The sequence below is a fragment of the Collinsella sp. HCP28S3_E9 genome (assembly GCF_052065455.1).
Classification (GTDB): domain Bacteria; phylum Actinomycetota; class Coriobacteriia; order Coriobacteriales; family Coriobacteriaceae; genus Collinsella.
This window is the reverse complement of the sequence record NZ_JBQHTZ010000001.1, coordinates 199,636-223,963: the sequence shown is the minus strand read 5'-3', so window position 1 is coordinate 223,963 and position 24,328 is coordinate 199,636. Positions and strand designations below refer to the sequence as shown.

18 protein-coding genes and 2 tRNA genes are annotated in these 24,328 nt (G+C 61.6%); 14 read left to right on the top strand and 6 right to left on the bottom strand.

Annotation, left to right across the window (positions count from 1 at the left end):
• Positions 1–205 precede the first annotated feature (205 nt).
• Positions 206–469 carry a hypothetical protein gene (locus tag ACTNA2_RS01000; protein ID WP_441048315.1) on the bottom strand — a complete coding sequence of 88 codons (264 nt, stop codon included), beginning with the start codon at positions 467–469 and terminating at the stop codon, positions 206–208.
• A 258-nt stretch (positions 470–727) separates the two neighbouring features.
• Here ACTNA2_RS01000 and ACTNA2_RS00995 point away from each other — a divergent pair.
• The 6 genes from ACTNA2_RS00995 (at position 728) to ACTNA2_RS00970 (ending at position 3,337) form a co-directional block, all read left to right on the top strand.
• Positions 728–801 (top strand) — tRNA-Gln (locus ACTNA2_RS00995).
• Positions 802–818: 17 nt separating this feature from the next.
• Positions 819–895, top strand: a tRNA-Glu gene (locus ACTNA2_RS00990).
• A gap of 95 nt (positions 896–990) precedes the next feature.
• Positions 991–1,908 carry a hypothetical protein gene (locus ACTNA2_RS00985; protein ID WP_441048314.1) on the top strand — a complete coding sequence of 306 codons (918 nt, stop codon included), beginning with the start codon at positions 991–993 and terminating at the stop codon, positions 1,906–1,908.
• The gene (gene smpB / locus ACTNA2_RS00980) at positions 1,898–2,368 is read left to right on the top strand and encodes an SsrA-binding protein SmpB (RefSeq protein ID WP_196025254.1); all 471 of its coding nucleotides are present in this window, start codon (positions 1,898–1,900) and stop codon (positions 2,366–2,368) included. The genes ACTNA2_RS00985 and smpB overlap by 11 nt, the downstream gene beginning before the upstream one ends.
• A gap of 232 nt (positions 2,369–2,600) precedes the next feature.
• A complete protein-coding gene (locus tag ACTNA2_RS00975; RefSeq protein WP_441048313.1) occupies positions 2,601–3,104 on the top strand; it encodes a flavin reductase family protein in 504 nt (167 codons plus the stop codon).
• Positions 3,105–3,193: 89 nt separating this feature from the next.
• Positions 3,194–3,337, top strand: a complete 144-nt coding sequence (locus ACTNA2_RS00970; RefSeq protein ID WP_035137395.1) for a rubredoxin-like domain-containing protein — start codon at positions 3,194–3,196, stop codon at positions 3,335–3,337.
• A gap of 469 nt (positions 3,338–3,806) precedes the next feature.
• Here the strand turns inward: ACTNA2_RS00970 and ACTNA2_RS00965 are convergent, their stop codons facing one another.
• Positions 3,807–5,063 (bottom strand): Nramp family divalent metal transporter, encoded by a 1,257-nt coding sequence (locus ACTNA2_RS00965; RefSeq protein ID WP_441048312.1) that lies wholly within the window; start codon positions 5,061–5,063, stop codon positions 3,807–3,809.
• 513 nt (positions 5,064–5,576) lie between these two features.
• On the opposite strand from ACTNA2_RS00965, the gene gltB reads away from it, so the two are divergent.
• From gltB to ACTNA2_RS00940, 5 genes are all read left to right on the top strand, one after another.
• On the top strand, positions 5,577–10,274 hold the full coding sequence (gene gltB, locus ACTNA2_RS00960; RefSeq protein ID WP_441048311.1) for a glutamate synthase large subunit: 4,698 nt from the start codon (positions 5,577–5,579) through the stop codon (positions 10,272–10,274).
• A gap of 5 nt (positions 10,275–10,279) precedes the next feature.
• Positions 10,280–11,761, top strand: a complete 1,482-nt coding sequence (locus ACTNA2_RS00955) for a glutamate synthase subunit beta (RefSeq protein ID WP_441048310.1) — start codon at positions 10,280–10,282, stop codon at positions 11,759–11,761.
• Between the two features lie 424 nt (positions 11,762–12,185).
• On the top strand, positions 12,186–12,887 hold the full coding sequence (locus tag ACTNA2_RS00950) for a hypothetical protein (RefSeq protein WP_441048309.1): 702 nt from the start codon (positions 12,186–12,188) through the stop codon (positions 12,885–12,887).
• Between the two features lie 364 nt (positions 12,888–13,251).
• Positions 13,252–14,328, top strand: coding sequence for a hypothetical protein (locus tag ACTNA2_RS00945; RefSeq protein WP_441048307.1), 1,077 nt, complete (start codon positions 13,252–13,254; stop codon positions 14,326–14,328).
• A 490-nt stretch (positions 14,329–14,818) separates the two neighbouring features.
• The gene (locus ACTNA2_RS00940) at positions 14,819–16,189 is read left to right on the top strand and encodes an amidohydrolase family protein (RefSeq protein WP_427727432.1); all 1,371 of its coding nucleotides are present in this window, start codon (positions 14,819–14,821) and stop codon (positions 16,187–16,189) included.
• 90 nt (positions 16,190–16,279) lie between these two features.
• Here ACTNA2_RS00940 and ACTNA2_RS00935 read toward each other — a convergent pair whose 3' ends face one another.
• The 4 genes from ACTNA2_RS00935 to ACTNA2_RS00920 form a co-directional block, all read right to left on the bottom strand.
• Positions 16,280–16,753, bottom strand: a complete 474-nt coding sequence (locus ACTNA2_RS00935; protein WP_427717775.1) for a hypothetical protein — start codon at positions 16,751–16,753, stop codon at positions 16,280–16,282.
• A gap of 146 nt (positions 16,754–16,899) precedes the next feature.
• Complete coding sequence (locus ACTNA2_RS00930) at positions 16,900–17,169, bottom strand: metal-sensing transcriptional repressor (RefSeq protein WP_229778266.1); 270 nt, start codon at positions 17,167–17,169, stop codon at positions 16,900–16,902.
• Between the two features lie 51 nt (positions 17,170–17,220).
• Entirely contained in the window at positions 17,221–17,442 is a 222-nt protein-coding gene (locus ACTNA2_RS00925) for a heavy-metal-associated domain-containing protein (RefSeq protein WP_154515953.1), read from the bottom strand.
• Positions 17,443–17,589: 147 nt separating this feature from the next.
• A complete protein-coding gene (locus ACTNA2_RS00920; protein ID WP_441048304.1) occupies positions 17,590–19,932 on the bottom strand; it encodes a heavy metal translocating P-type ATPase in 2,343 nt (780 codons plus the stop codon).
• A 638-nt stretch (positions 19,933–20,570) separates the two neighbouring features.
• On the opposite strand from ACTNA2_RS00920, the gene ACTNA2_RS00915 reads away from it, so the two are divergent.
• From ACTNA2_RS00915 to ACTNA2_RS00905, 3 genes are all read left to right on the top strand, one after another.
• A complete protein-coding gene (locus ACTNA2_RS00915; RefSeq protein ID WP_441048302.1) occupies positions 20,571–22,775 on the top strand; it encodes a DEAD/DEAH box helicase in 2,205 nt (734 codons plus the stop codon).
• A gap of 818 nt (positions 22,776–23,593) precedes the next feature.
• On the top strand, positions 23,594–23,803 hold the full coding sequence (locus tag ACTNA2_RS00910; RefSeq protein WP_441048300.1) for an ATP-binding cassette domain-containing protein: 210 nt from the start codon (positions 23,594–23,596) through the stop codon (positions 23,801–23,803).
• 249 nt (positions 23,804–24,052) lie between these two features.
• Positions 24,053–24,256: a type II toxin-antitoxin system RelB/DinJ family antitoxin gene (locus ACTNA2_RS00905; RefSeq protein WP_117734431.1), complete on the top strand. Its 204-nt coding sequence runs from the start codon at positions 24,053–24,055 to the stop codon at positions 24,254–24,256.
• Positions 24,257–24,328 lie beyond the last annotated feature (72 nt).

The following is a 24,328-nucleotide window of genomic DNA, read 5'->3' as shown; positions in this document are numbered from 1 at the left end:
GGAAAGTGCGTCCCATTTTGAGTGCTGATTCTGGGATGTGCTTTCCGGTTGAGGGCTCTATCGGACATGACATCCCGTTTCGAGCGCTGATTCTGGGACACGGTTTCCGGTTGAGGGCTCGACGGGAAAGTGGGGACCAGTTTGAGCTTGAAATCTGGGATGCGCTTTCTGCCGGCGGGCCTACTCCAGGGCGGGCCTGCCCCAGTCAGTCCTTCAGCTGCGCCCATTCGTGTGGGTCGTAGATCTTTACGTGCTTGTCGGGCGTGTCGCTCCAGTACTCTTCGTCCATAAAGGGCAGGTATGCCTGAATGCCGGGGCAGATAAACGGAATTCGTTGCCGCTGCCGCCGCTCTCGCTGCCGCCGCTCCAGGTTCGTCTCGGATATGACGGTCGGCATGCCGGACAGCTCGACGAGACTTGCCTGGATGCGCTTGAGGTCGGGGAGCGCCGCATGCCATGACGTCCGCATGATCAAAAGATACTTCGATTGTGTTGCCTGGTGCTATCGTTTTCGCGTTAGTATCTGCCAACGGTTGAGGGCTACCGCTCGCGGCGTTTTGCCCTTCGTGTACAGCGGTCGGCATCACAGGTCCTTCACGGGTTGGACGAAATTAGGCCAATTTGACCGAATTTTAAAAAAGTCAAAATTGGGGCTTGCGTCACGGAGCGACTTCCCGTATATTTCTTTCTTGCGCAAAGGCACAGCCGAGCGCAGCGATGCAATCATTGGGATGTCGTCTAATGGCAGGACAGCGGATTCTGGTTCCGTCAATGGGGGTTCGACTCCCTCCATCCCAGCCATTGCATTTGCTACATATGGCCCGTTCGTCTAGCGGTTTAGGACGCCGCCCTCTCAAGGCGGAGATCACCAGTTCGAATCTGGTACGGGCTACCACAAATTGAATGCCCGGGCCTCGCAAGAGACCCGGGTTTTGTGTATACACCGCATGTGTGGAATGAGCCGCGTTTCACCTGGACCGAGGAGTTGCCATGGACCTGCCCATCAGCCTAACTGACATTACGTATGCCGAGAATTACCTGGCGCAGGGAGACCTGGCCACGGCGACGCCGCTGCTGGAGCGTTTGGTGGAGCTCGCCGAGGAGTATATCGATGCCGAGTGCAAAACGGAGGAGAACCGCCAGTACTTTAGCTTCGATAGCAAGTTTGAGCGCCTGGCCTACCGCCGCGTGGAAAAGGATCCACGCGAGCTGGTGCAGGTCGAGGTGCCGTTTGACCGCCTGTACTCCGACATGGCGTTTGCCTACATCCGTCAGCAGGATTATGTGAGCGCCCGCAATGCCTTGATGCAGGCTGTGCGCTGGGACCCCATGAACTGCAACTACCGACTGGATCTGGCCGAGCTGTTCCGTGCGCTCGAGGACAAGCAGGAGTGGGCTTCGCTTTCGTTTTCGGTGCTGGAGCGTGCGAGTGACGGCAGGTGCGCCGCCCGCGCCTACGCCAACTTGGGCCAGTACTTTTTGGAGCCCGAGACCGAGAACGTCTCGGCGGCCGTGGGTTGCGCACGTCTGGCGCTGCGCTTGGCCCCTGGCGATTCACATACGACGCGCTTGCTCAGCAAGATCCATGCCACCTATCCGGATGCCGCCGACGAGAGTGATGAGCATGTGATGGGCGAGCTGGCGTTGCAGGGCGTACCGACCTCGCCTTCGGCCGAGATTGCCATTTGTCTGATTATGTGTGCGACCGACGCTGCGGGCGACGGTGACAAGCAGGAGGCTACACGCCTGACGGTCCGTGCCCGCGATCTGGTGGGCGAGGAGGCATGCGCGGCGATCATTAAGCTGGTGCGCGAAAGCGATGCCGAGCTCAACGCCGAGCGCAAGGCCAAACGCGAGGCCGCGAGCGGGAAAGCCGATGACGCCGAGGAGGCCGGCGATGCCCAGTAAGCGCGAGCGCAAGCTCATCTCCAAGAATCGTTCGGCGCATCACGAATACTTTATCGACGAGACATTCGAATGCGGCATTGAGCTGAGCGGTACCGAGGTCAAGTCGATTCGCGAGCGCGCCTGTCAGATTACCGATACTTTTGCGCTGATTCGCGGCGGCGAGTGCTGGCTGGTGGGTTTGCACATCCATCCCTATAGTCACGGTGGCGTGTGGAACCGTGATCCCGATCGCCGGCGCCGTCTGCTGCTGCATCGCAAGGAGATTGATTTTCTTGACGGCAAACTACGCAACCGCGGCTATGCACTGGTGCCGCTCGAGCTCTACTTTAATGCCGATGGTCGCGTTAAGCTGCTGTTGGGCCTGGGCCGTGGCAAAAAGCTCTACGACAAACGCGAGGACATGGCCAAACGTGACGTTCAGCGCGAAATCGATCGCGCGCTTAAGGAGCGTAATCGCTAAGGGTTGATATCCGGGCGGGCGGGGATGTTCATCCATCACTGTTGTCGTACTCCCGGTCTGCTCCTCGCAAGTTGCGGTGGAATAGTTCCTGTTTGTTGGGTATCCAGGCTTAAACAGGGACTTTTTCACCGCAACTGCGTGTGGCTCATTTTTCTTACCGTTCTGACACATATGTCTCATTGTGGGTATATACGTCTGCAAGGCTCAATTCCGAGTTAGGGGAGTGATCGTTTTGGATAAAGCTGCGTTCTTTACGATGCCGTGCGGGCTGTATGTGGTGAGTGCCGCGGCAGATGGGTCGCGCGCCGGCTGCATTATCAACACCGCGGTGCAGGTGACGTCCACGCCGCCGCGCATTTCGGTTGCCGTGAACAAGGAAAATGTCACGTCTAGCGTTATCTCGTCTGCCAAGGCCTTTGCGCTGACCGTGATCGATCAGACGGCTGATATGCCCTACATTGGTAACTTTGGATTCCGTACCAGCAGCAACTATGACAAATTTGCCAAGTACGAGACGCGCGAGACCGCACTGGGCATGCCCTATGTTCCCGAGCATGCGGCGGCCTTGTTTAGCTGCCGTTTGATCGACACAGTGGATGTGGGCACGCATCTACTGTTTATCGGCGAGGTCGAGGATGCCGAGCGCCTGAGCGACGAGACGCCGCTCACCTACGATTACTACCATAAGGTCCTGAAGGGCAAGACGCCGCCCAAGGCGTCTTCGTACCAAGGGTAGAAATGCGGTAAAACCGCTTGCATTATATTATTAAGAATGTATACTAATAAGCAAAGTACACCAGCAGCCACGTTCGAGAGGAGAACATCATGGCCGAGGAAAAGAAGACGTACAAGTTCGTGTGCACCGTTTGCGGTTACGAGGTAGAGGTCGACACGCCCGAACTGCCCGAGGATTACGTGTGCCCGGTGTGTGGCGTCGGTCCCGATCAGTTTGAGCTCGTCGAGGAGTAGCTCGTAGACACACGACTTGCAGCAACATATAGCTCTGTCCAAGGGCCCCGGTCGGATATCCCGGCCGGGGCCCTTTTCCTCCGTCCCCAAGGGATCACGGCTGCTATTAGCCGATCCTGTCTGTTGTGAGTCCGGCCGACCTTTTGTCTTAACCTGCAACATCTAACGGCTCAAAACGGGTCTTCCTGTTACAGAACGAGACAAACCAAAACCATCATTCTCAAAATCTCAATCTATAACATTTAGGCACGTAAAACCCCTCTACTTGTTACAGATCGAGACAAAAGGTTGGGGCTGAAGAAATATCTCGATCTGTAACATCTGGGCGCGGAAATTGGGTCCACTTGTTACAGATCGAGACAAACTGAAACTATCTCTCAAAAAATCTCAATCTGTAACATCTAAGGGCTCAAAACGGCCTCACGTGTTACAGATTGAGACGTTATTTCTGGACAGTCACGCCATCCCATTACATCCCCGTTAGCAGCACGATATCGAGAATCGTCACGATGACACCGATCCCTACGAGCAACGCGTTGAGCGGGCGCGAGTTGGCGTATTTGCCCATGACGCGGGGCGAGCTGGTGAGTCGTATGAGCACAAAGACCGTAATCGGCAGCTGAAGCGACAACAGTGCCTGACTCCAAATGAGACCCTCAAAAGGATTCGGGACGATCAGGCACGCCGCCACTGCGCCGACGAAACAGGCCGCCACTCCGATCGAGGAATGTCGGTCGCGGATGTCGTATTCCTCGTCGAATATGCCCGCGGTGATGGTGCCCGCCGCCATGCCCGCCGTCACGCTACTCGATATGCCCGCAAACAGCAGTGCCACCGCAAAGATGGTCGAGCTTGCCGGGCCCAGAATGGGGGAGAGCGTGGCCGCTGCGACGGCGAGGTCGTCTACGACAATGCCGTGCGCAAAGAAGGTCGTTGCGGCCAGGATGACCATGGCCGAGTTGATTGCCCAGCCCACACCCATCGAAAAGAGCGTGTCGAAGAGCTCGTAGCGCAGGCGTTCTTCGATAACCTGCTCGCCTTGGCCTTCAAAGTGCATGGATTGGATGACCTCGGAGTGCAGGAAGAGGTTGTGGGGCATAACGACCGCGCCTAGGACACTTACGATAATCGCGACTGAGCCGGTGGGCATACTGGGTGTGATCCAGCTTGTGGCGGCTTGCGGCCAGTCGACCTTGACCAGCAGAAGCTCGGCTAAAAACGAAAGTCCCACCACGCCCACAAAGGCGATGATCCAGCGCTCGGCGCGTTTGTAGGAGCTCGTCATGAGCATGGCAATCGATGCCGCCGCCACGATGATGCAGCCGGCACGTACGGGCAGGCCAAAGAGCATTTGAAGTGCAATCGCACCGCCCAGGACTTCGGCCATGGCGGTGGCGACCGTGGCTAGATACGCGCTGCCGAGTATCGCACGCCCGACGAGGCGGGGCAGGTGGCGCGTCGTGGCCTCGGCAAGACACATGCCCGTGGCGATGCCCAAGTGAGCCGCGTTGTGTTGCAGCACGATGAGCATGATCGTGGACAGCGTGACGATCCACAGCAGCGCGTAGCCAAACTGCGAGCCGGCGGCCATATTGGAGGCCCAATTGCCCGGGTCGATAAAGCCGACGGTCACGAGCAGCCCGGGGCCGATATGCCGTGCGATGTCGAGTCCGCCGTGGCCGCCGGTGCGCGGGGAGCCAAAGTGATGTTTGAGATGGTCGATCATGGTGCACTCCTGCGTGCCGTTTGTTTGACGCCGCAAAGGATACCCGTTTTAGGCTCGAAATCTGACCATGACTAACAAAATTGTTGTGATGGTAAAAGGGGGTTGCCGAAATGTCTTGATCTGTAACAACTAGGGATGGAAATTGGGCCTAGGTGTTACAGATCGAGACAGGAAGAAATGGTCCTATGGAAAATCTCGATCCGTAACAGCTGACCGCCAAAACCGGTCCTTCATGTTACAGATTGAGACATTCGGAACCGTCTTTCGAGAACATCTCAATCTGTAACCGTTAGTCGTCGAAATTGGGTCCTCCTGTTACAGATTGAGATGTTTGAAGCGGTGAGCTTACAGGCCGAACCTGGGGCCCTCGTCGTTGCCCTTGAGGTCGGCGGTGTCCACTCGTAGGGCGTGCGTTACGCAATTGTTTCGAAACGGGCGGGAAACACAATGGGCCGGCGATGCTTCTAGTATGCCTATTCAACTGACTGTCTAAATATCTAGGGGAGGATCGCGATGCAGGCAGATTCCGCTCAGCAGCAGGGCCTTTATCGCCCCGAATTCGACCACGATGCATGTGGCATCGGCGCTCTTGCCGATATCAACGGTGAGCGCCACCACCAGATTCTGGACGATGCGCTGTCCATTCTGGTCAACCTGGAGCACCGCGGTGGCACGGGACTCGAGAAGAATACCGGCGACGGCGCCGGCATCCTGTTCCAGGTTCCGCATCACTTTTTCCGCAAAGAGGCTCAAAAGTGCGGCCAGATTCTGCCGGCAGAGGGCGACTATGGCGTGGCCATGCTGTTCTTCCCGCAGGACGACAAGGGCGTGGAGGATGCCCGCCGCGTGTTTGAGGAAGGCTGTGCCGAGGCCGGCGTGCCGCTGCTCTTTTGGCGCGAGGTGCCGGTCGACCCTCACGATCTGGGCGAGACGGCCCGCGCCTGCATGCCCACCATCCTGCAGGCCTTCCTGGGCCGTCCGGACGACACGCCCGCCGGCGATGCCTTTGAGCGTCGCCTGTACGTGTGCCGCCGCACCATCGAAAAGAAGGCCGACGCCGAGTTTGCCCTGCGCGACAAGATCTTCTATGTGTGCTCCATGAGCTCGCGCACCATCGTGTACAAGGGCATGCTGGTCGCCACGCAGATGCGCCGCTTCTTTATCGATCTCAACGACGCCGCCGTCAAGACGGCCGTGGCGCTCGTCCACTCGCGCTACTCCACCAACACCACGCCTAGCTGGGAGCGCGCACATCCCAACCGCTTTATAATCCACAACGGCGAGATCAACACCCTCAAGGGCAACGTCAACTGGATTCGCGCCCGCGAACCTAACCTGTACAGTCCCGTGCTGCAGCATGATCTTGAGCGTGTGATGCCCATCATCAACCGCGAGGGTTCCGACTCCGCGATTCTGGACAATGTGCTCGAGTTTTTGGTCATGAACGGCCGTCCGCTCACGCGTGCCGCGTCCATGTTGCTGCCCGAGCCGTGGGACCACAACGACAACCTGAGCGAGGAACGTCGCGCCTACGATGCCTACCAGTCCATGCTCATGGAGCCCTGGGACGGCCCGGCGGCCATCGCCTTTACCGACGGCCGTACGCTGGGTGCCGCCCTTGACCGCAACGGCCTGCGCCCGGCTCGCTACTACGTGACGCGCGACGGCCGCTTTATGCTGGCAAGCGAGGTGGGCACCATCGAGGTGCGTCCCGAGAATATCCTGACAAGCGGTTGTTTGGGACCGGGCCAGATGCTCGAGGTCGATTTTGCCCGCGGCCGTGTGATCTACAATGACGAGCTGCGCGCCCGCTATGCCAAGGAAAAGCCCTACCGCGACTGGATTGCCGAGGAGACGCTGACCGTTGACGCGCTCGACAAGCCCGCCGCGGCAACGCCTGCCGAGGATGCCGAGGTGCCTGCCGCCGTGCGTATGGCCAAGCTCGGCTACCACTGGGATGATGTTGACGAGGTCGTGCGCCCCATGGCCCAGCAGGGCAAGGCCCCGCTCGCCTCGATGGGTATCGATGCGCCGCTGGCCTGCCTGTCCAAGAAGACGCGCTCGTTCTTTGACTACTTCTATCAACTGTTCGCCCAGGTCACGAACCCGCCGATTGACGCCCTGCGCGAGCATATGGTCACCTCGACCACGCTCTACCTGGGCAACCACGGCAACCTGCTCGAGGACTCTCGTACGGCCTGCCAACTGGTGCGTCTGGAGCGCCCACTGCTGAGTGAGGAGGAGTTCGACCGCATTTGCGCGATTGACCGTGTTGGCTTTAAGACCCGCCGTTTCCGTGCCGTTTACCGCCGCGATGCCGGCGAGGGCGCGCTGCAGGCTGCGCTCAAGCAGCTTGCAGAGGACGTTGAGGCTGCGGTCCGCGACGGCGTGAACATCGTGGTGTTGAGCGATCGCGCCGGAGCGGACGAGGTACCCGTGCCGTCGCTGCTCGCCGTGGGCTGCGTGCACAACCACCTGATCCGCGCCGGCGTGCGTACCTTTGCCGACATCGTGGTGGAGTGTGGCGACGCCGTGTCTCCGCACGACTTTGCGGCGCTGGTGGGCTACTCCGCGAGCGGCATCTATCCGTACAACGCGCATGCGTGCATTCGCGACCTGGCGGCGCACGGCGATCTGGACGTGACAGCCGAGCAGGGCATCGCCAACTACAATAAGGCTGCGACCGCCGGCATCGTTTCCATCATGTCCAAGATGGGCATCTCCACGGTGCAGAGCTACCATTCGGCGCAGATCTTCGAGGCCGTGGGCTTTACGTCGGAGTTCGTTAACGCGTACTTCGCCGGCACGGTGAGCCGTGTGGGCGGTATGGGTGTCGAGGACGTTGAGCGCGAGCAAAACGAGCGCTACGACGCCGCGCTCGCTATCCTTAAGAGCCCGGCTCCCGATCAGCTGCCCACGCTGGGTCTGACCAAGTGGCGCCCGCTCGGCGGCGAGGATCATCTCATTGATCCGCAGACTGTCTACTTACTGCAGACTGCCTGCCGTGAGGACAGCTACGACACCTTTAAGGAGTACAGCGCCCGCCTGCACCGCACCGGCCGTGCCGTGCGCCTGCGTGACTTGCTCGACTTTAATGCCAACGGCCGCACGCCGGTTTCGCTCGACGAGGTGGAGCCCGCGCGCAACATCGTCCGCCGCTTTAACACCGGTGCCATGTCGTACGGTTCTATCAGCAAAGAGGCGCACGAGTGCATGGCCATCGCCATGAACCGCCTGCACGGACGCTCTAACTCGGGAGAGGGCGGCGAGGATCCGCGTCGCGAGACCCCGCTGGCTAACGGTGACTCCAAGAACTCCGCCATCAAGCAGGTGGCAAGTGCGCGCTTTGGCGTAACGAGCCGCTACCTGTGCAGCGCTTTCGAGATTCAGATCAAGATGGCCCAGGGCGCCAAGCCCGGCGAGGGTGGCCACCTGCCCGGTAAGAAGGTCTACCCCTGGATCGCCGAGGTCCGTCAGTCCACGCCCGGCATCGGCCTGATCTCGCCTCCGCCGCACCACGACATCTACTCCATCGAGGACCTGGCAGAGCTGATCTTTGATCTTAAGAACGCCAACCCCGGTGCGCGCGTGTCGGTCAAGCTGGTCAGCGAGGCCGGCGTCGGCACCATCGCCACCGGTGTGGCCAAGGGTGCCGCCGACAAGATCTTGATCAGCGGCCACAATGGCGGCTCGGGTGCCGCGGCGCGCGATTCCATTTGGCACGCCGGCCTGCCGCTGGAGCTCGGCCTTGCCGAGGCTCAGCAGACGTTGCTGCAAAACGGCCTGCGCTCCCGCGTGGTGCTCGAGGCCGACGGCAAGCTCATGGACGGCACCGATGTTGCCGTCGCCTGCCTGCTGGGCGCCGAGGAGTTTGGCTTTGCGACCATGCCGCTCATCTCCATGGGCTGCCTCATGCAGCGCGACTGCCAGCAGGACACCTGCCCGGCCGGCATCGCCACGCAAAACTGTCGCCTGCGTCGCGGCTTCCGCGGCAAGCCCGAGCACGTTGAGCACTTTATGCTCTTTGTTGCCGAGCAGCTGCGTGAGGTCATGGCGAGCCTGGGCTTCCGCACCGTCGACGAGATGGTCGGCCATCCCGAGTGCCTGCGCCAGATCGAGGTGCCGGGCAACCGCAAGGCCAACCTGCTTGATCTGTCGCCCGTGCTGGCGAGCGCGACCTGCGAGTTCGGTGCCCATATCCCGGGCGCCGACGGTCGCCACTTCCTGCCGCAGATGGCTGCGGACAGCGAGCTCGACAAGACGCTCGACTCCACGTTGTTCGTGCCCTATACGGCCGATGCCCGTGCGCACCTGCGCCCGATTCGGTTCCGCGCCGATATCGCCAACGTCAACCGTTGCGTGGGCACCATCCTGGGCAATGCGGTGACCAAGGCGCATCCCGAGGGCCTGCCCGCCGGCTCCATCACCATCGATTGCGATGGTTCGGCCGGTCAGAGCTTTGGCGCCTTTCTCCCGCGCGGCATTACGCTCAACGTGTGCGGCGACGCCAACGACTACTTTGGCAAGGGCCTTTCGGGCGGCGAGGTGTCGGTGCGCCCCAACCCGCATGCGACCTACAAGTTCGACGAGAACATCATCGTGGGCAACGTGGCGTTCTTTGGCGCCACGAGCGGCCGCGGCTTTATTAACGGCCTGGCAGGCCAGCGTTTTGCCGTGCGCAACTCCGGTGCCACTGTGGTGGTCGAGGGCTGCGGCAACCATGGCTGCGAGTACATGACGGGCGGCTTGGCGCTCATCTTGGGTGAGGTCGGGCAGAACTTCGCCGCCGGTATGACGGGTGGCGTGGCCTATGTCTTTGACCAGTACGGCACGCTCGAAGCCCGTGTGAACCACGAGAGCGTGGAACTCAAGGCCCCGACGGCTGGCGAGCTGGCGCAGATTCGCGCGCTCATCCAGGAACACGTGGACGCGACGCAGAGCCCGCGCGGCATTAAGCTGCTCTACAGCTTCGACTCGATGAGCAAGCACTTTGTGAAGGTCATTCCGACCGAGTACGAGCGCGTGCTGGCGATTGTCGCTGCGGCCGAGGCCGTGGGCAAGACGCATGCGCAGGCCGAGGAGTTGGCGTTTGACATCGTGACCGGCCGCGCGAGCGCCGCGGATGTCGCTCGCTTTGATGTCGCGGGCGGTGCAGCGGGCACTGCGCCCGTGGCTGTCAGCTCTGTTGCTTCGACCAAGAAGGAGGCGTAAGTGCCATGGGTAAGCCCGGTGCTTTTCTTGATATCGATCGCGTGACCCACGAGCTGCGCCCCGTGGAGGAGCGCAGCCGCGATTTCGATCCGCTGTATGTGGAGCTCGACGACGATGCGCGCCGCGCCCAGGCGAGCCGCTGCATGATGTGCGGCGTGGCGTTTTGCCAGATGGGTGCGAGCTTTGGCAAGGCGCGTCCGAGTGGCTGTCCGCTGCACAACCTGATTCCCGAGTGGAACGAGCTGGTGTATCGCGGTCGCTGGGACGAGGCGGCCGAGCGCCTGTCGCTCACCTCGCCCATGCCCGAGTTTACGAGCCGCGTGTGCCCGGCACTGTGCGAGGCTGCGTGCAACCTGGGTTCGGTCGACGGCCAGCCCACAACGATTCACGATAACGAGCGCGCGATCAGCGACCACGAATGGGCAAACGGCGGCCCGCGTCGCTTTGAGCCGGCAGGGGAGGACGCGCCCTCGGTCGCCGTGGTTGGTTCCGGCCCGGCTGGCCTGGTGGCTGCATGGGAACTTGCGCGTCGCGGTGCCCGCGTGACGGTGTTTGAGCGCGACGACCGCCCAGGCGGTCTGCTCATGTACGGCATTCCCAACATGAAGCTCGAGAAGTCCGTGGTCGAGCGCCGCGTGGCGCTCATGCGCGAGCTGGGCATTGTCTTTGAGCTGGGTACTGACGTTACGAACCCTGCGGTGGCGGCCAAGCTCAATGGTTTTGACGCCGTTGTGGTGGCTGCCGGTGCTCGTACGCCCCGCGGTCTTTTGGCTGCGAATGTGGATGCCCCGGGCGTGGTGTATGCCGTGGACTACCTGACGGCTTCGACCGTCTCGGTGCTCGATGGCGGTGAGCCCGCGGTGAACGCGCGCGGCCTGGACGTTGTGGTCATTGGCGGCGGCGATACCGGCAACGACTGCGTGGGTACCGCGGTGCGCCAGGGTGCACGCAGTGTGCGTCAGTTTGAGTTCTTGCCGGCCGCACCCGATAAGCGTGCGGCGAGCAATCCCTGGCCACAGTGGCCCAACGTTAAGAAGACCGACTACGGTCAGCAGGAGGCTATCGCTGCCATGGGCGGCGAGATGCGTGCTTGGGGCGTGGATACGCTCGAGGTATTGCTGGACAAGAAGGGCGCTGCCGCGGGCCTGCGCGTGGTCGATCTGGACTGGTCGGCCGGCAAGCCCGAACGCATTGCGGGCTCCGAGCACGAGGTGCCGGCCCAGCTGGTGCTGATCGCCTGTGGCTTTACGGGTCCGGAGCACGGCGTGTTCGACGCTGTTGACGTGCCTATTGCCACGGCGGGCCGTCCGTTGCCCGTGATGGCCTCCGAGGACTCGCATCTTGCGGCTCGCGTGGATGGCGTTGCCGCGGATGCCGCGCCGGTGTATGTGGCCGGCGATGCCCGCAACGGCAGCTCGCTCGTGGTGAGTGCCATGGCCGATGCCCTCGCCTGCGCAGCCGAGGTCGCCGAGGCGCTGGGGCTGTAGGACAATCACGGAGTTACTCAACAATCGAATCGGCAAGGGCTGTCCCCAACGGCCGGCATATAAGGAACGTCCCCATGTGCCGGCAGCTGGGGACGTTCCTTACGTGCCGGCATCCGGGGACACTCCTTGCGGGTTTGCGAGCGTTCTGCTCGTTTGCCGACGTTTGGCTGCCTACCCGTTGGCGTTTGCGCTCGTTGCGCTCTGCTGTTTATGTGGCGGCTTTAGTTGTTTGCGGACAGCGGCGCGGGTGATTCGTCTAGTTCTACCCGCGATTTTGTGGCAATTTGTATAATCTGCAAGTATCCCGTCAAGTGCTTGGTCAGCATCTGGTTTGCAGCCCGATGCCCATTTCGCCCGTGATGGCGGCGACCACCCGCCCTCCTCGTAAGCTCAAATTGAGGTTTATCAGTTTGAGGAGGATGCCATGGCTGATCATGTTTTGGACCGGGGACGTCTGGCCGAGGCCGTCGGTGACGATATTGCCGACATGGCCCAGTTTTGGATGCTGCGCAAGTTTCAGTTTTTGGAGTCGGCGCGTACACAGTTCGAAGTGATAGTCGATCCATGGCTCAGCTATTGCGAGGAGCCCTCGCAAAATGAAATCATGGCCTATAACATGGCATTTACCGATTGGCTGCTGTTCGAGCGTCCCTATTACCATGGCAAGACGCTGCTTGAGCTGTATGTTGACGAGCCGCCGGCGTCGCTTTCGCCCGTCTCGCTCAGACGGCTCGAGCAGGTGCGCGGCACGCACTATTTCTCGCGCTTTGGCATTTTGGATAAGGATCCCGCGACCGGTATGGTCGCGCTGCGCGATACGCGTACTGACCGTCGCTTTGACGTCTACGATCCGCATATCGTGCAAAAGGAGCACTGGCGCGATGGCGCGATTGCGGTGCGCATCGCGTGCGTCGACGATGTCTGGCTGACGGCGGGGCAGCTCTACCTCTACGACATTGCGCGCCTGAGCGATACGGCGGTCGACGGGCCTGGCGCCGTGCATCCTGAGGACCTAGAAGATGGCTTCGATACCTCGTGTATCAGCTTCTTCTTACGGCTGGTTCGCGACATCATGGGTGCCCAGGGGCGCTACGTAAAGTCACTCAACATCTACAAACAGGAATAGGAGTAGGGGATGGGCATCTGCCACCTGCCTTGCCTTCTGCCTTTATATCTCGATCCGTAACGTTTAGGGACAAAAAACCGGTCTACCCGTTACAGATCGAGACGAATGCTTGGGCGTTGCTGGTTTGTCTAAATCTGTAACGTTTAGGGGTCTGGAGAACGCCTAACTGTTACAGATCGAGATGTTTGGCACCTAGCTGGGGAAATGTCTCAACCTGTAACATCTACAGGCCAAAATTCGACCTAACTGTTACAGATCGAGACAAAGGTTGGCCGCGGTGCCGAACAATCTAAATCTGTAACAACTAGAGGCTCAAAGACTGTCTTCCTGTTACAGATCAAGACATTTGTCAGCGGAGGCAACGGTGACGATGGTCCATTTGTCTGACGTGGTGGTGATGAAAGTGTCTAATATCGTTTTCAAACACAAACATGCAACACGTAGCACCTTGGCGCGGAATAGGATGCTTGCCAGACTCACGGAGGTGGCTGAACAAGGCGTGCTGCTTGCGACGCACGATAATGCCGAGCTCATGTGGCTGCGGCGCCATGTGGGCACAGACGATATTGCGGAGCCCGAATCGCACCTATTCTGTTTTCAGCATGAATGGGATGCGTTGACGCCGCCGGAGCGGGCTCGGCGGACCATCAAGGGGCTTGCGGAGTTTCATCCCGATTGGGCGTTTTGGGGGTATGACGCCGCGCTGATATGGGGTCTGGAGGTGCCGAATGATCTGCTCGGGCCGCGTTACTTGGTCAAGACGGGTTGTTCGGTGGCGTTGAGTACGGGATATAGGCTGCTGCGTCCGCAGGCGTCGGGTGCGCTTGAGCGCGTCGACGGCGTGCGAGTGACGCCGTTTTGGCGCACGGTGGAGGATTGTCTGCTGCGTGCGCCGTTTTCATATGGTCTGGCGATTGCCGATTCTGCGCTGCGGGCGAAGGGCATATCGCGCGACGACCTCTGCGAACGGCTCCAGGCCGATTGCGAGGGCAGACACGGGTATCGCAGAGCTCAGGTGATTGCGTCGCATGCGGACGGGCTGTCCGAAAATGGTGGCGAGTCTCGGTTCCGAGCGTTCTTTATTGCATACGGTTTTCCGGTGCCAGAGTTGCAGGTGGAGTTTCGCGATCCGCTCGATTCGAGCCAGGTGTTTCGGGTCGATTATTTCTGGAGGCTCGAGGACGGGACGTGCGTGATTGGCGAGCTCGACGGAAAAGGAAAGTATACCCTGCAGGATGGTGGGGATCGGGAGTCAGTCGACCCGTTCGTAGCAGAGCGTCAGCGGGAGTCTCATCTGACAATGCTCGGGCACAAGGTGCTGAGGTTCACGTTTGATGAACTCAAGAACCCGGGGAAGCTGGCTGAAAAGATGAGGCTGGCGGGTATTTCGCAGCGGGCCGATTTGGCTGAGGGATGGAAGCGTCAGTGGTATGGGCGCTGAGGGATACGACTAACGCGGATGTGGTTGTTCCTGTCGAGTTTGTCTCGATCTGTAACAACAAGGGGCCGTTTGGCCTCGTAACTGTTACAGATCGAGACAGAAGGTTGCTGCCGCTAAAAGATCTAAATCTGTAACATCTAGAGGCCGAAAACCCGTCTACATGTTACAGATTTAGATGTTTGACGACAGGGCTGGAGAATATCTCGATCTGTAACATCTAACGGCCAAAATTCGACCCAAATGTTACAGATTGAGACAAAGGCTGGACGCGGTGCCGAAAGATCTCGATCTGTAACATCTGGCTGCTAAAACCTGGTCTACCTGTTACAAATCAAGACGTTTTGCTGGAACGGCTGGAGCATTGCCCTGCTGTCTCCGTTTGCCCTCACATCTCTCTCGTCCCTCCGCTAACCGATATGTTCGACTTTAGTTTGCTGCATTAGGTGATAATGGACAAATGTTCAAGTTAATCGTGAGGGAGGAGCTCGATATGGCGTCTGCCGATCGTTCCACGTTGTTTATCAATGCGACCGTCCTGGATGGTTCGGAGCATATGGAGCCGCAGCCCGACATGGCCGTGGCCGTTGAGCGCGGTGTCATCACGTGGATGGGGCCGAGCGCTGTTGCGCAGGCGCCTGCAGGTGCCGAGGTCCTCGACCTGGCCGGGGCGTATCTCATGCCGGGCCTCATCAATATGCATGTGCATCTGTGCGGCTCGGGCAAGCCGGTTTCGGCGGGCGATGCGGGCGCGCTGATGAAGAAGCTCGATAATCCCGTGGGGCGCGCTATCGTGCGCCATATTCTTAAGGGCAGCGCCCAACAGCAGCTGGCAAGCGGCGTGACCACGGTGCGCGGCGCGGGCGACCCGCTGTTTGCCGATCTGGCCGTGCGCGATGCTATCGACGCCGGCAAGTATCAGGGTCCGCGTTTGGTGGCGCCGGGAACGGGCGTCACGGTGCCGGGTGGCCACGGCGCGGGCTTGTTCGCCCAGGTGGCCAACAGTCCCTCCGAGGCGGCCGAACAGGTGCGCGACCTGTATGCGCGCGGTGCCGACGTCATTAAACTGTTCGTAACGGGCGGTGTGTTCGATGCGACCGAGGTAGGCGAGCCGGGCGTGCTGCGTATGCCGGTGGAGGTTGCCGCGGCGGCGTGCAAGGCGGCGCACGATATGGGCCTTCCGGTTATGGCTCATGTCGAGAGCACCGAGGGCGTGAAGGCCGCGCTCGAGGCCGGCGTCGATACGATCGAGCACGGCGCCCCGTTGACGCCCGAGATCCTGGAGCTGTACCGCGGCGCCGCGGGAACTCAGCTCGAGGGGCGTGCGCCGAGTGTGACCTGCACGATCAGCCCCGCGCTGCCGTTTGTGCTGCTCGATCCGGAGAAGACTCATTCGACTGACACGCAAAAGAAGAACGGCGATATCGTGTGCTCGGGCATTATCGAGAGCGCTCGTGCGGCGCTGGAAGCCGGTATCAAGGTAGGTTTGGGTACGGATTCGAGCTGCCCGTTCGTGACCCAGTACGACATGTGGCGCGAGGTGGCCTATTTTGCCAAGTACGTGGGCGTGAGCAATGCGTTTGCGCTGCATACGGCCACGCAGGTCAATGCTGAGCTGCTGGGGCTGGGCGGCGAGACCGGTGCGATCGAGTGCGGCAAGGCTGCCGATATCCTGGTGACGCGCGAGAACCCGCTCGATGACCTGTGCGCTCTGCGCGAGCCGATGCACGTGATGTGTCGTGGCGATCTGGTGCGCAAACTCAAGGTGAGGCGTATTCCCGAGGTGGACGCCGAGCTCGACACGATTATGGCCATGCCAGCCGAGGCACTTGCCGAGGAGCTTGCCCGCGACGGCGTGGCGTAGGCGTGACGGGGGCGGGTCCTTTGCCGCATTCAAAAAAGCCGAGGTCCCAGTGCGAGGCCTCGGCTTTTATTTTGTCCTGCGGTATGGCGGCTACGAGCGCGTCTCCATCTTGGCGTGGCACTTGGGGCAGGTGACGCGGATTTTGCCTTTGCCCTTGGGAACGGAGAGCATCTGGCCGCAGTTGGGGCACTTGAGGTATGCCGTGGTCTTGCGACCTTTCCACATCTTCTTGGCCGTGCGCTTGGCACGCTCAAAGTCTTCCTTACTGGTGCCGGCCGCGCGTGAGGTGCTGGCCGCTGCAGCGCCGCCACCCAAGCTGGCGACAAACTTGCCCAAGCCGGGGACCTTAGCCGAGCCGGCGACAAAGGCCTCGTTCTCCTTGCGACGTGCGTCGATGTTTTTGGACAGGCCGCGCAGTACGCCGATCACGATGACGGCGATGGCGATCCAACTGAGCCACTGGACGCGGGCCATCGATCCGATCATCGCGATGACGATGCCCGCAAAACCCATCACAATGGTGAGCTCGTCGGCGCCATTGCGGCCTTTCATAAAGTCATTCATGCAAATTGCCTTTCATTCGATATGCCGCACGCCTTTATACCCGATTTAGAGCAAGGGGGACAGGTTAATCTGCACCAATGTGGTGCAAACATACCTGTCCTCGGAACATCAAGACGGTGCAAAGTGGTCTGTCCCCAATGCGCCGATTACTTAGAGAGCTTGTCGACGACACGTTCGATCTCGGCGAGCTTCGCGGCTTTGAGGTCTTCGTCGCCCGATTCGATTGCCGAAGTCACGCAGCCCTCGATATGCGCCTTGAGCACGTCGGCGTTAATGCGCGCGAGGAGTGCCTGTGTGGCCATGAGCTGCGTGGAAATATCGACGCAGTAGCGGTCCTCCTCGACCATCCGCAGGATGCCGTCGATCTGGCCGCGCGCCGTCTTGAGCATACGGTTCACCGATTTGTGGTCTGCCATCATGGCGGGTCCTCGTTTCTGGTCGATGGGGTCGAATGCTTCTGGTAGCAGCTAGGCTGCGGTCACGGACAGGGCGTGGAACTTCTCGCCGGCGCTCTCGACGGCGGCAGCGAGCTGCTCAGCGGCCACGGTGTCGGCGCACTCCACCTGTACCGTCTGAGTCTCGTGATCGGCATCGGCGTCGGTCACGCCGGCAACGTTGAGCAGTGCCGTCTCGACAGTAGCGTCGCAGTGGCCACACATAAGGCCGGAAGTCTTAATTGTGTAACGCATGGGTATTCCTCTCTGTTATGTCGGCTTTCCCAGGCACCCGACCTTGACCTTCAAGCCGTCGCTCGCGTACCAAAGTACGCGTCGCTCCTCTTTCAGGTCAATCTCGGGCACCTGGAAAACCCGTTCTAAATGGACGTAATGGTGAGCCTATTTTGTCACTTTAGGCTTAAAGGATTTCAGGCGCAGCGCGTTGCTTACGACGCACACGCTCGACAGGCTCATGGCTGCGGCGCCAAACATCGGCGAGAGCTGCCAGCCGGTGAGGGGGAAGAACACGCCCGCAGCGAGCGGAATGCCGATGCCGTTGTAGAACAGCGCCCAGAACAGGTCCTGCTTGATGTTGCGGATCGTGGCGCGCGACAGCTCGATAGCGCGGGCGACGTCCATGAGGTCGCTGCGCATGAGTACCACATCTGCCCCTTCCTTGGCGATGTCGGCGCCGGTGCCGATAGCAAGGCCCACGTCGGAGCGCGCCAGGGCGGGGGAGTCGTTGATGCCGTCGCCCACCATGGCGACCTTGCCGCCCGCATCCTGCAGTTCGCGCACGTGGCGTTCCTTGTCGGCGGGAAGCACGTCGGCAATGACCTGTTTGCTGCTCAGTCCTACGCGGCGGGCGATTGCTTCGGCCGTGACGCGGTTGTCGCCGGTGAGCATGTGCACGTCGACGCCGAGCGAACGCATCGCAGCGATGGCCTCGGCGCTCGTCTCCTTGACCTCGTCAGCTACGGCAATGGTGCCGACAAGCTCGCCGTTCTTGGCAAAGAACAACGGTGTCTTGCCCTCGGCGGCAAATCGCTCGGCAAGACCGGCGGGCACCTCCGCGCCCAGCTCGTTCATCAGACGCACGTTGCCGGCTGCGATGATATTCTGCCCCTCGCGCGCCGTAACGCCTCGTCCAGGCACGGCGGCAAAGTCCTCGACCATGCGCGCCACGATTCCGCGCGCCTCGCACTCGGTCATAATCGCCTCGGCCAGCGGATGCTCGCTCGAGCGCTCCAGCGCGGCAGCGAGCTTCAGTAACGCCTTTTCACTCATGGCGGACGAGCCATCGGCGCGCGTGGCTACCACGATATCGGTCACGGCGGGTTTGCCGCGGGTGACCGTACCCGTCTTATCGAGCACCACGGTACCCACGCCGCGCAGGTTCTCCAGCGCCTCGGCGCTCTTAAACAGAATGCCCATCTCGGCACCCTTGCCGGTGCCTACCATAATGGCGACGGGCGTGGCTAGGCCGAGCGCGCAGGGACAACTGATCACCAGCACGGCCACGGCGGAGGTAAGTGCCTCGTTTATGCTGCCGGTCAGTGCCATCCACACCGCAAAGGTCACGGCCGAGATCACGAACACCACGGGCACGAACACGCCGGCGACCTTGTCGGCCATGCGGGCGATGGGCGCCTTGGTGGCGTTGGCGTCCTCGACGAGCTGGATGATCTTGGCGAGTGATGTCTCGGCACCAACCCGCGTGGCGCGGAAGGTAAACGAGCCGGTGCGGTTGACGGTGGCGGCGTTGACGGTGTCGCCGGCGGTCTTTTCCACGGGGATTGACTCGCCGGTGAGCGCACTCTCGTCCACGGCCGAGCTACCCTCGAGCACCACGCCGTCGACGGGGATTGACTCGCCGGGGTGCACGCGCAGGACCTGGCCGGGAAGGATGCTATCGACGTCGACGGTGGTTTCGCTGCCGTCGTCGGCAACGACGGTCGCGGTCTTGGGCGCCAGGTCGATGAGCGCCTCGATGGCGCCGCCGGTCTTGGACTTGCTGCGCGTCTCGAGATATTTGCCCACGGTGACGAGCGACAGGATGGTGCCGGCGCTCTCAAAGTACAGGTTGTCCATGCCCGTCATCATAGCCTCGTGGACCTGACCTGCGGCCAGCTGGTCGGCCATGATGAACATAGCGTAGAGCGACCAGGCGATCGACGCGGTGGCACCGACGGCGATGAGGGCGTCCATGGTGGGCGCGCCGTGCGCGAGCGATTTAAACCCGTTGATAAAGTACGCGTCGTTGACGTAGACGATGGGGATGAGCAGGACGAGCTCGGTGAGCGCCAGCGTCATGCTGTGGGTGTGGTCGGTGAAGACGCTGGGCAGCGGCCAGCCGAGCATGTGTCCCATGCCTATGTAGAACAGTGGGATGAGGAAGACGATCGAGACGATGAGGCGGGTGCGCATGGCAGAGGCGGCGGCCTCCAACTTTTTGGTGGGCGACTCCATATGGGCGGCGCCGGACCTGGCTTGCGCGCTGCCGTTTGAGCCGGCGGCACCGGTGCCCGTGCTGACGGGTGAGGCCGAGTAGCCCGCGCGGTCGACGGCGGTGCAGATATCGTCGGGGGAGACCTGCGCGGGGTCGTAGTCGACCATCATGGAACTGGCGAGTAGGTTGACCGCGACGCTTTGGACGCCGTCGAGCTTGCTCACGGCACGGTCCACGTGCGCCTGGCAGGCGGCGCATGTCATGCCGCCTACGTCGAACTTATCTTGAGCCATGGCTTCTCCTTTCTGTGGTTCGGTGTTGGAATTGTTAACCTCTCGATACTATACACCCATACCCCCTGGGGGTGTATGGCAAAAGTTGAAATGTATGACATTCCGATACGGGGGTCGACTGCCAAGTTAGCGCACCATCCTCGCCCTTCGTCTCAATCTGTAACATCTAGTTCCGTTTTTGCCGAGTAACTGTTACAGATTGAGACAAACAATTCGGCGGTTGCTTAACATCTCGATCTGTAACATCTGGCAGGGAAAATGACCTCTATCTGTTACAGATCGAGATGTTGTTTTGCGAGGTTTTGGTTTGTCTCGATTCGTAACGTGTAGACCTGGTTTTGCCTCGTAACTGTTACAGATTGAGACAATTGGCCCAGACCCACCCCGTCCGCCTCGTCATCTGTGGTTTACGTGGGGGCATACGGAGTACGGGTATACTAACCGGCGGCGAATCTGCTCCATCGCTTAGAGCTGCTGCGTCTGGACGGCGCGTGATATGGCTGCCAAAGCGATCGCCAGCGTGCTGAGCAACGTCCTCTCTGTGCGCACCCGTTTTTGTATGTACTAGCGCACTACCAAGCACGCCCGCGCGGCCGCATGCCGTGCCCCTTGCGCGTGCAGATAAGGAACAACAACATATGCGTAATTCTGTATCCGACGTCACCGACGCCGAGATCCTGGACGAGACCCGCGAGGCCATGGCCCAGGCTGCCTTCGATGCGGCCGACGAGGCCAGCGCCGCCGAGACCGTCGAGTCCGCTACCGAGAACCTGCCCGCCTTTGACGAGCTGGGTCTTTCGGACGAGATACTTCGTGCCATCGAGAACCTGGGTTACACGGCGCCGACGCCCGTGCAGGCCGGCTCGATCCCCGTGGTGCTCGAGGGCCGCGACCTGCTTGCCGCCGCTCAGACCGGCACCGGCAAGACGGCCGCCTTTTTGCTGCCGACCATGAACAACCTGGAGCACATCGCTCCTCCCAAACCTGTGCGCGAGCGCGGCGGCCGTAACCGTCGTCGCGGTGCTAAAAAGCCCGAGGGCAACGGCCGCGGCCCCGTGATGCTCGTCATCACCCCTACGCGCGAGCTCGCCCAGCAAATCGACGAGGTCGCGAGCAAGATCGCCGACGTCACCGGCCATGTTGCCGTGACCGTCGTGGGCGGCGTGAGCTACAAGCCGCAGACCGCTGCCCTCAAGTACGGCTGCGACATCCTGGTCGCAACGCCGGGCCGTCTGGTCGATCTGATCGAGCAGGGTGCCTGCCACCTGGACGAGGTCAAGGTGCTGGTGCTCGACGAAGCCGACCGCATGCTCGACATGGGCTTTTTGCCCGCCGTTCGCCGTATTGTGCGCGAGACGCCGGCCGAGCGCCAGACGCTGCTGTTCTCGGCGACCCTCGACGAGGAGGCCGTGGGCGAGATCACCGACCTAGTGAGCGACCCGGCCCGTGTGGAGATCGCGCCCGCCACATCGACCGCCGACACCGTCGACCAGTTTGTGTTCCCGGTGTCCATCGAGGCCAAGAACAACCTGCTGCCCGAGTTCCTCAAAAAGGAAGGCCCGGAGCGCACCATCGTCTTTATGCGCACCAAGCACCGTGCCGACAGCTGCTGCCGTCGTCTGGAGCGCAAGGGCATCAAGGCTGCCGCGATTCATGGCAACCGCAGCCAGGCCCAGCGCGAGCGCGCGCTTTCGGCCTTCCGCGACGGCACCGTCGACGTGCTGGTGGCAACCGACGTGCTCGCCCGCGGCATCGACATCAGCGACGTGCGCTACGTCGTGAACTTTGACGTGCCGGCCGAGCCGACCGACTACATCCACCGTATTGGCCGTACGGGCCGCGCCGGCGAGCTGGGCTGGGCCATCACGTTTGTGACCGAGCAGGACGTGGATGAGTTCTACGAGATCGAGAAGCTCATGGACAAGACGGCCGACATCTACGAGGCCGGCGACTTGCACGTGGGCCCCAATCCGCCCGCGGTTGATCCCGAGCGCGACCCTGCGGCCTTTAAGGTGAAGAAGAAGACCAAGCGCGGTAAGTCCAAGAGCAAGAAGAAGCTTGAGCAGGCGCGTCGCGACGGCAAGCGCAACGGCGACGATTACGGCGATGTGGCCGGTCGTTCCAACCGTGGTCGCGATGAGCGTCGCGGCGACAGCGAGCGCCCGAGCCGTCCCAAGCGCGGCGGCAAGACCCGCGTGCGCGAGGGCGTTCAGGCTCGCGTGGACGAGGCCGTGGAGAGCGTGGCCCGCGAGGTGGCTGCCGAGGAGCGTGCCGGTGCTGGTGCCGTCGAGCCGGCCCCGCGCGGCAACCGTGCCGAGCGCCGTGCCAAGCAGTTCCAGGGCGAGGCACATCGCCGTCGCCGCGAGGACGAGGACCGCGGCGGTCGTCGCCGTGTTGAGCGCGAGGACGAGGGCCGTGGCTCGCGCGGCGGCAAGCGCGGCGCGGGCGACCGCCGTCGTTCCGGTCGTGATGACGAGCGCGGTGGCCGCGGCGGCGAGTCCCGTGGCGGCAAGCGCTTTGAAGAGCGCGGTGGCCGCGGCGGTGAGCGTCGCGAGGATGCTCGCGGAAATGGCGGCCGCAGTGGCGCCGGCCGTTCTGGCGAGTCGCGCGATCGTCGCGACCCGCGTGCCAGCCGCGATCGTCGCGATGACTGGCGCAACTACGACGATACCCGCGAAGAGCGTCGCGGCGGCCACCGTGGCGGTCGCGGCGGCAACCAGGCCGGCTCCCGTGGTGGCCGTGCCGGCGGTCGCGATAACCGTGGCAGCTATGGCAACAGCCGTGGCGGCAAGCGCGGCGGCAGCTCCCGTCGCCCCGGTGACGGCGGCGGCAAGCGCAAGTAACATACGCGTCGCGCGGTAAGGCGACACGAGTTTGGGCCTCGAGCAGACTATGCTCGGGGCCCTTTTTAGTGGGCTCAGTATTAGGTGGGGCCAGTCTTCTTCGTGGAAACGCGCGGAGACGGTCGTGGCAAGAGATACGGGCTATCGACCTAGTTGGAGATTCGCGTATGCGGGGGGCCGACATCAACGCAGGGCATGAGGTTTTCTGCTGACGCGCGGCGGCTGCGGTGCCCGGGCGGACACGCCGGGGATTTCGCCCGCTGCCTGGCGCCCTTGCCGCCATCCGGCTTTCGCGCTCGCATTCTTTTGGATGCGGGCGTGTTTTTCGTGGCGCGCACGGGTCCCCCGGGGCGCGCCGTGCATTTTCGGGAGTTTTCAGCAAGCCGGGGTGACTGCATACGCGCCGGAATCGTCTTTTTGAGCCAGCGGGATCCTTCGGCAGGCGATTTGGGTTGGCTGACGGCGTCCGGCGCGGCGATAACGCGCGTTTCGCGTCGCGCCGTGCCCCAAAACGACGCCAATCGCGCGGCGTCCACGATTTGCGGCACCGCCTGCGGGGGCCGCGATGCTGAAAACTCCGGTTTTTGCACGGTACAAGCGGGGGTACGTTGGGACGAGAAGGGGTGCCCCCGTCTTTTTATGCATGGCATAAGCGAAATTATGCAAGACAATAGGGCGCCATGCGCCGGATACCCAGCCTGGGCGCGCCATACGCCGACGTTCGCCGCGTCCCTTCCGCGCCGTGCGCGAATCAAAAGGCGAGGGCAGTTATGGGCGTGCGGGCGGCCTTGCTGCGCCGGTTGGTGCCGGGGGTCGATGTGAATGTTCGTGCGGCCGAGCTCTCGGGCGGGCAGCGCCGTCGTGTCGAGATCGCCCGAGTCCTGCTGTGCCCAGGCGACGCGGTGATTCTGGACGAGCCCTTTACCGGTCTAGATACCGCTGCGCGCGACGCATGCGCCAAGGTCGTGCTCGACTTGCTCGACGGCCGCATGTTGTTGCTTGCCACGCACGATGTCGCCGACGCTTAGTCCCTCGATATCTCGGACATCATCACGCTCTAAATACTAACCCAGCAACAAATTAATCCGTCTTTTCTCCGTCCCCATGGGACCGGGTGTGGTATTCTATCTGCTGGGTATAACTTAGGAATACCAAGTAATACCAACGCCGCAGAAACAAACTCCAGATGCGGGCCAATCGGGTTGCCTTCACAGCCCGTCGCCCAGCCGCGTGGCCCGCATCTATCCGCACCACCGTCGTTTCAAAAAGGAAGCGCCATGGCAGAACACATGACCCCGGTTGTCGCGAAGGTCTTGCCCGAGGAAAAGGCGGCCTTCGCGGCGGCGACCCAGCTCGTGGGCACCACGCCGTCCAACGCCATCCGCATGTTTATCGCCGCGTTCAATCGCTGCGGCACCTTCCCGTTCGACATCTCGCCCAACGGGGCTTTTGGCACTGCACCCGATTCTCATCAACAATGACTGTCCCAAACTGCCGGTACTTGGGGACGTTTCTTGTCTGCCGGCAGTTAAGGAACGTCCCCAAGTACCGGG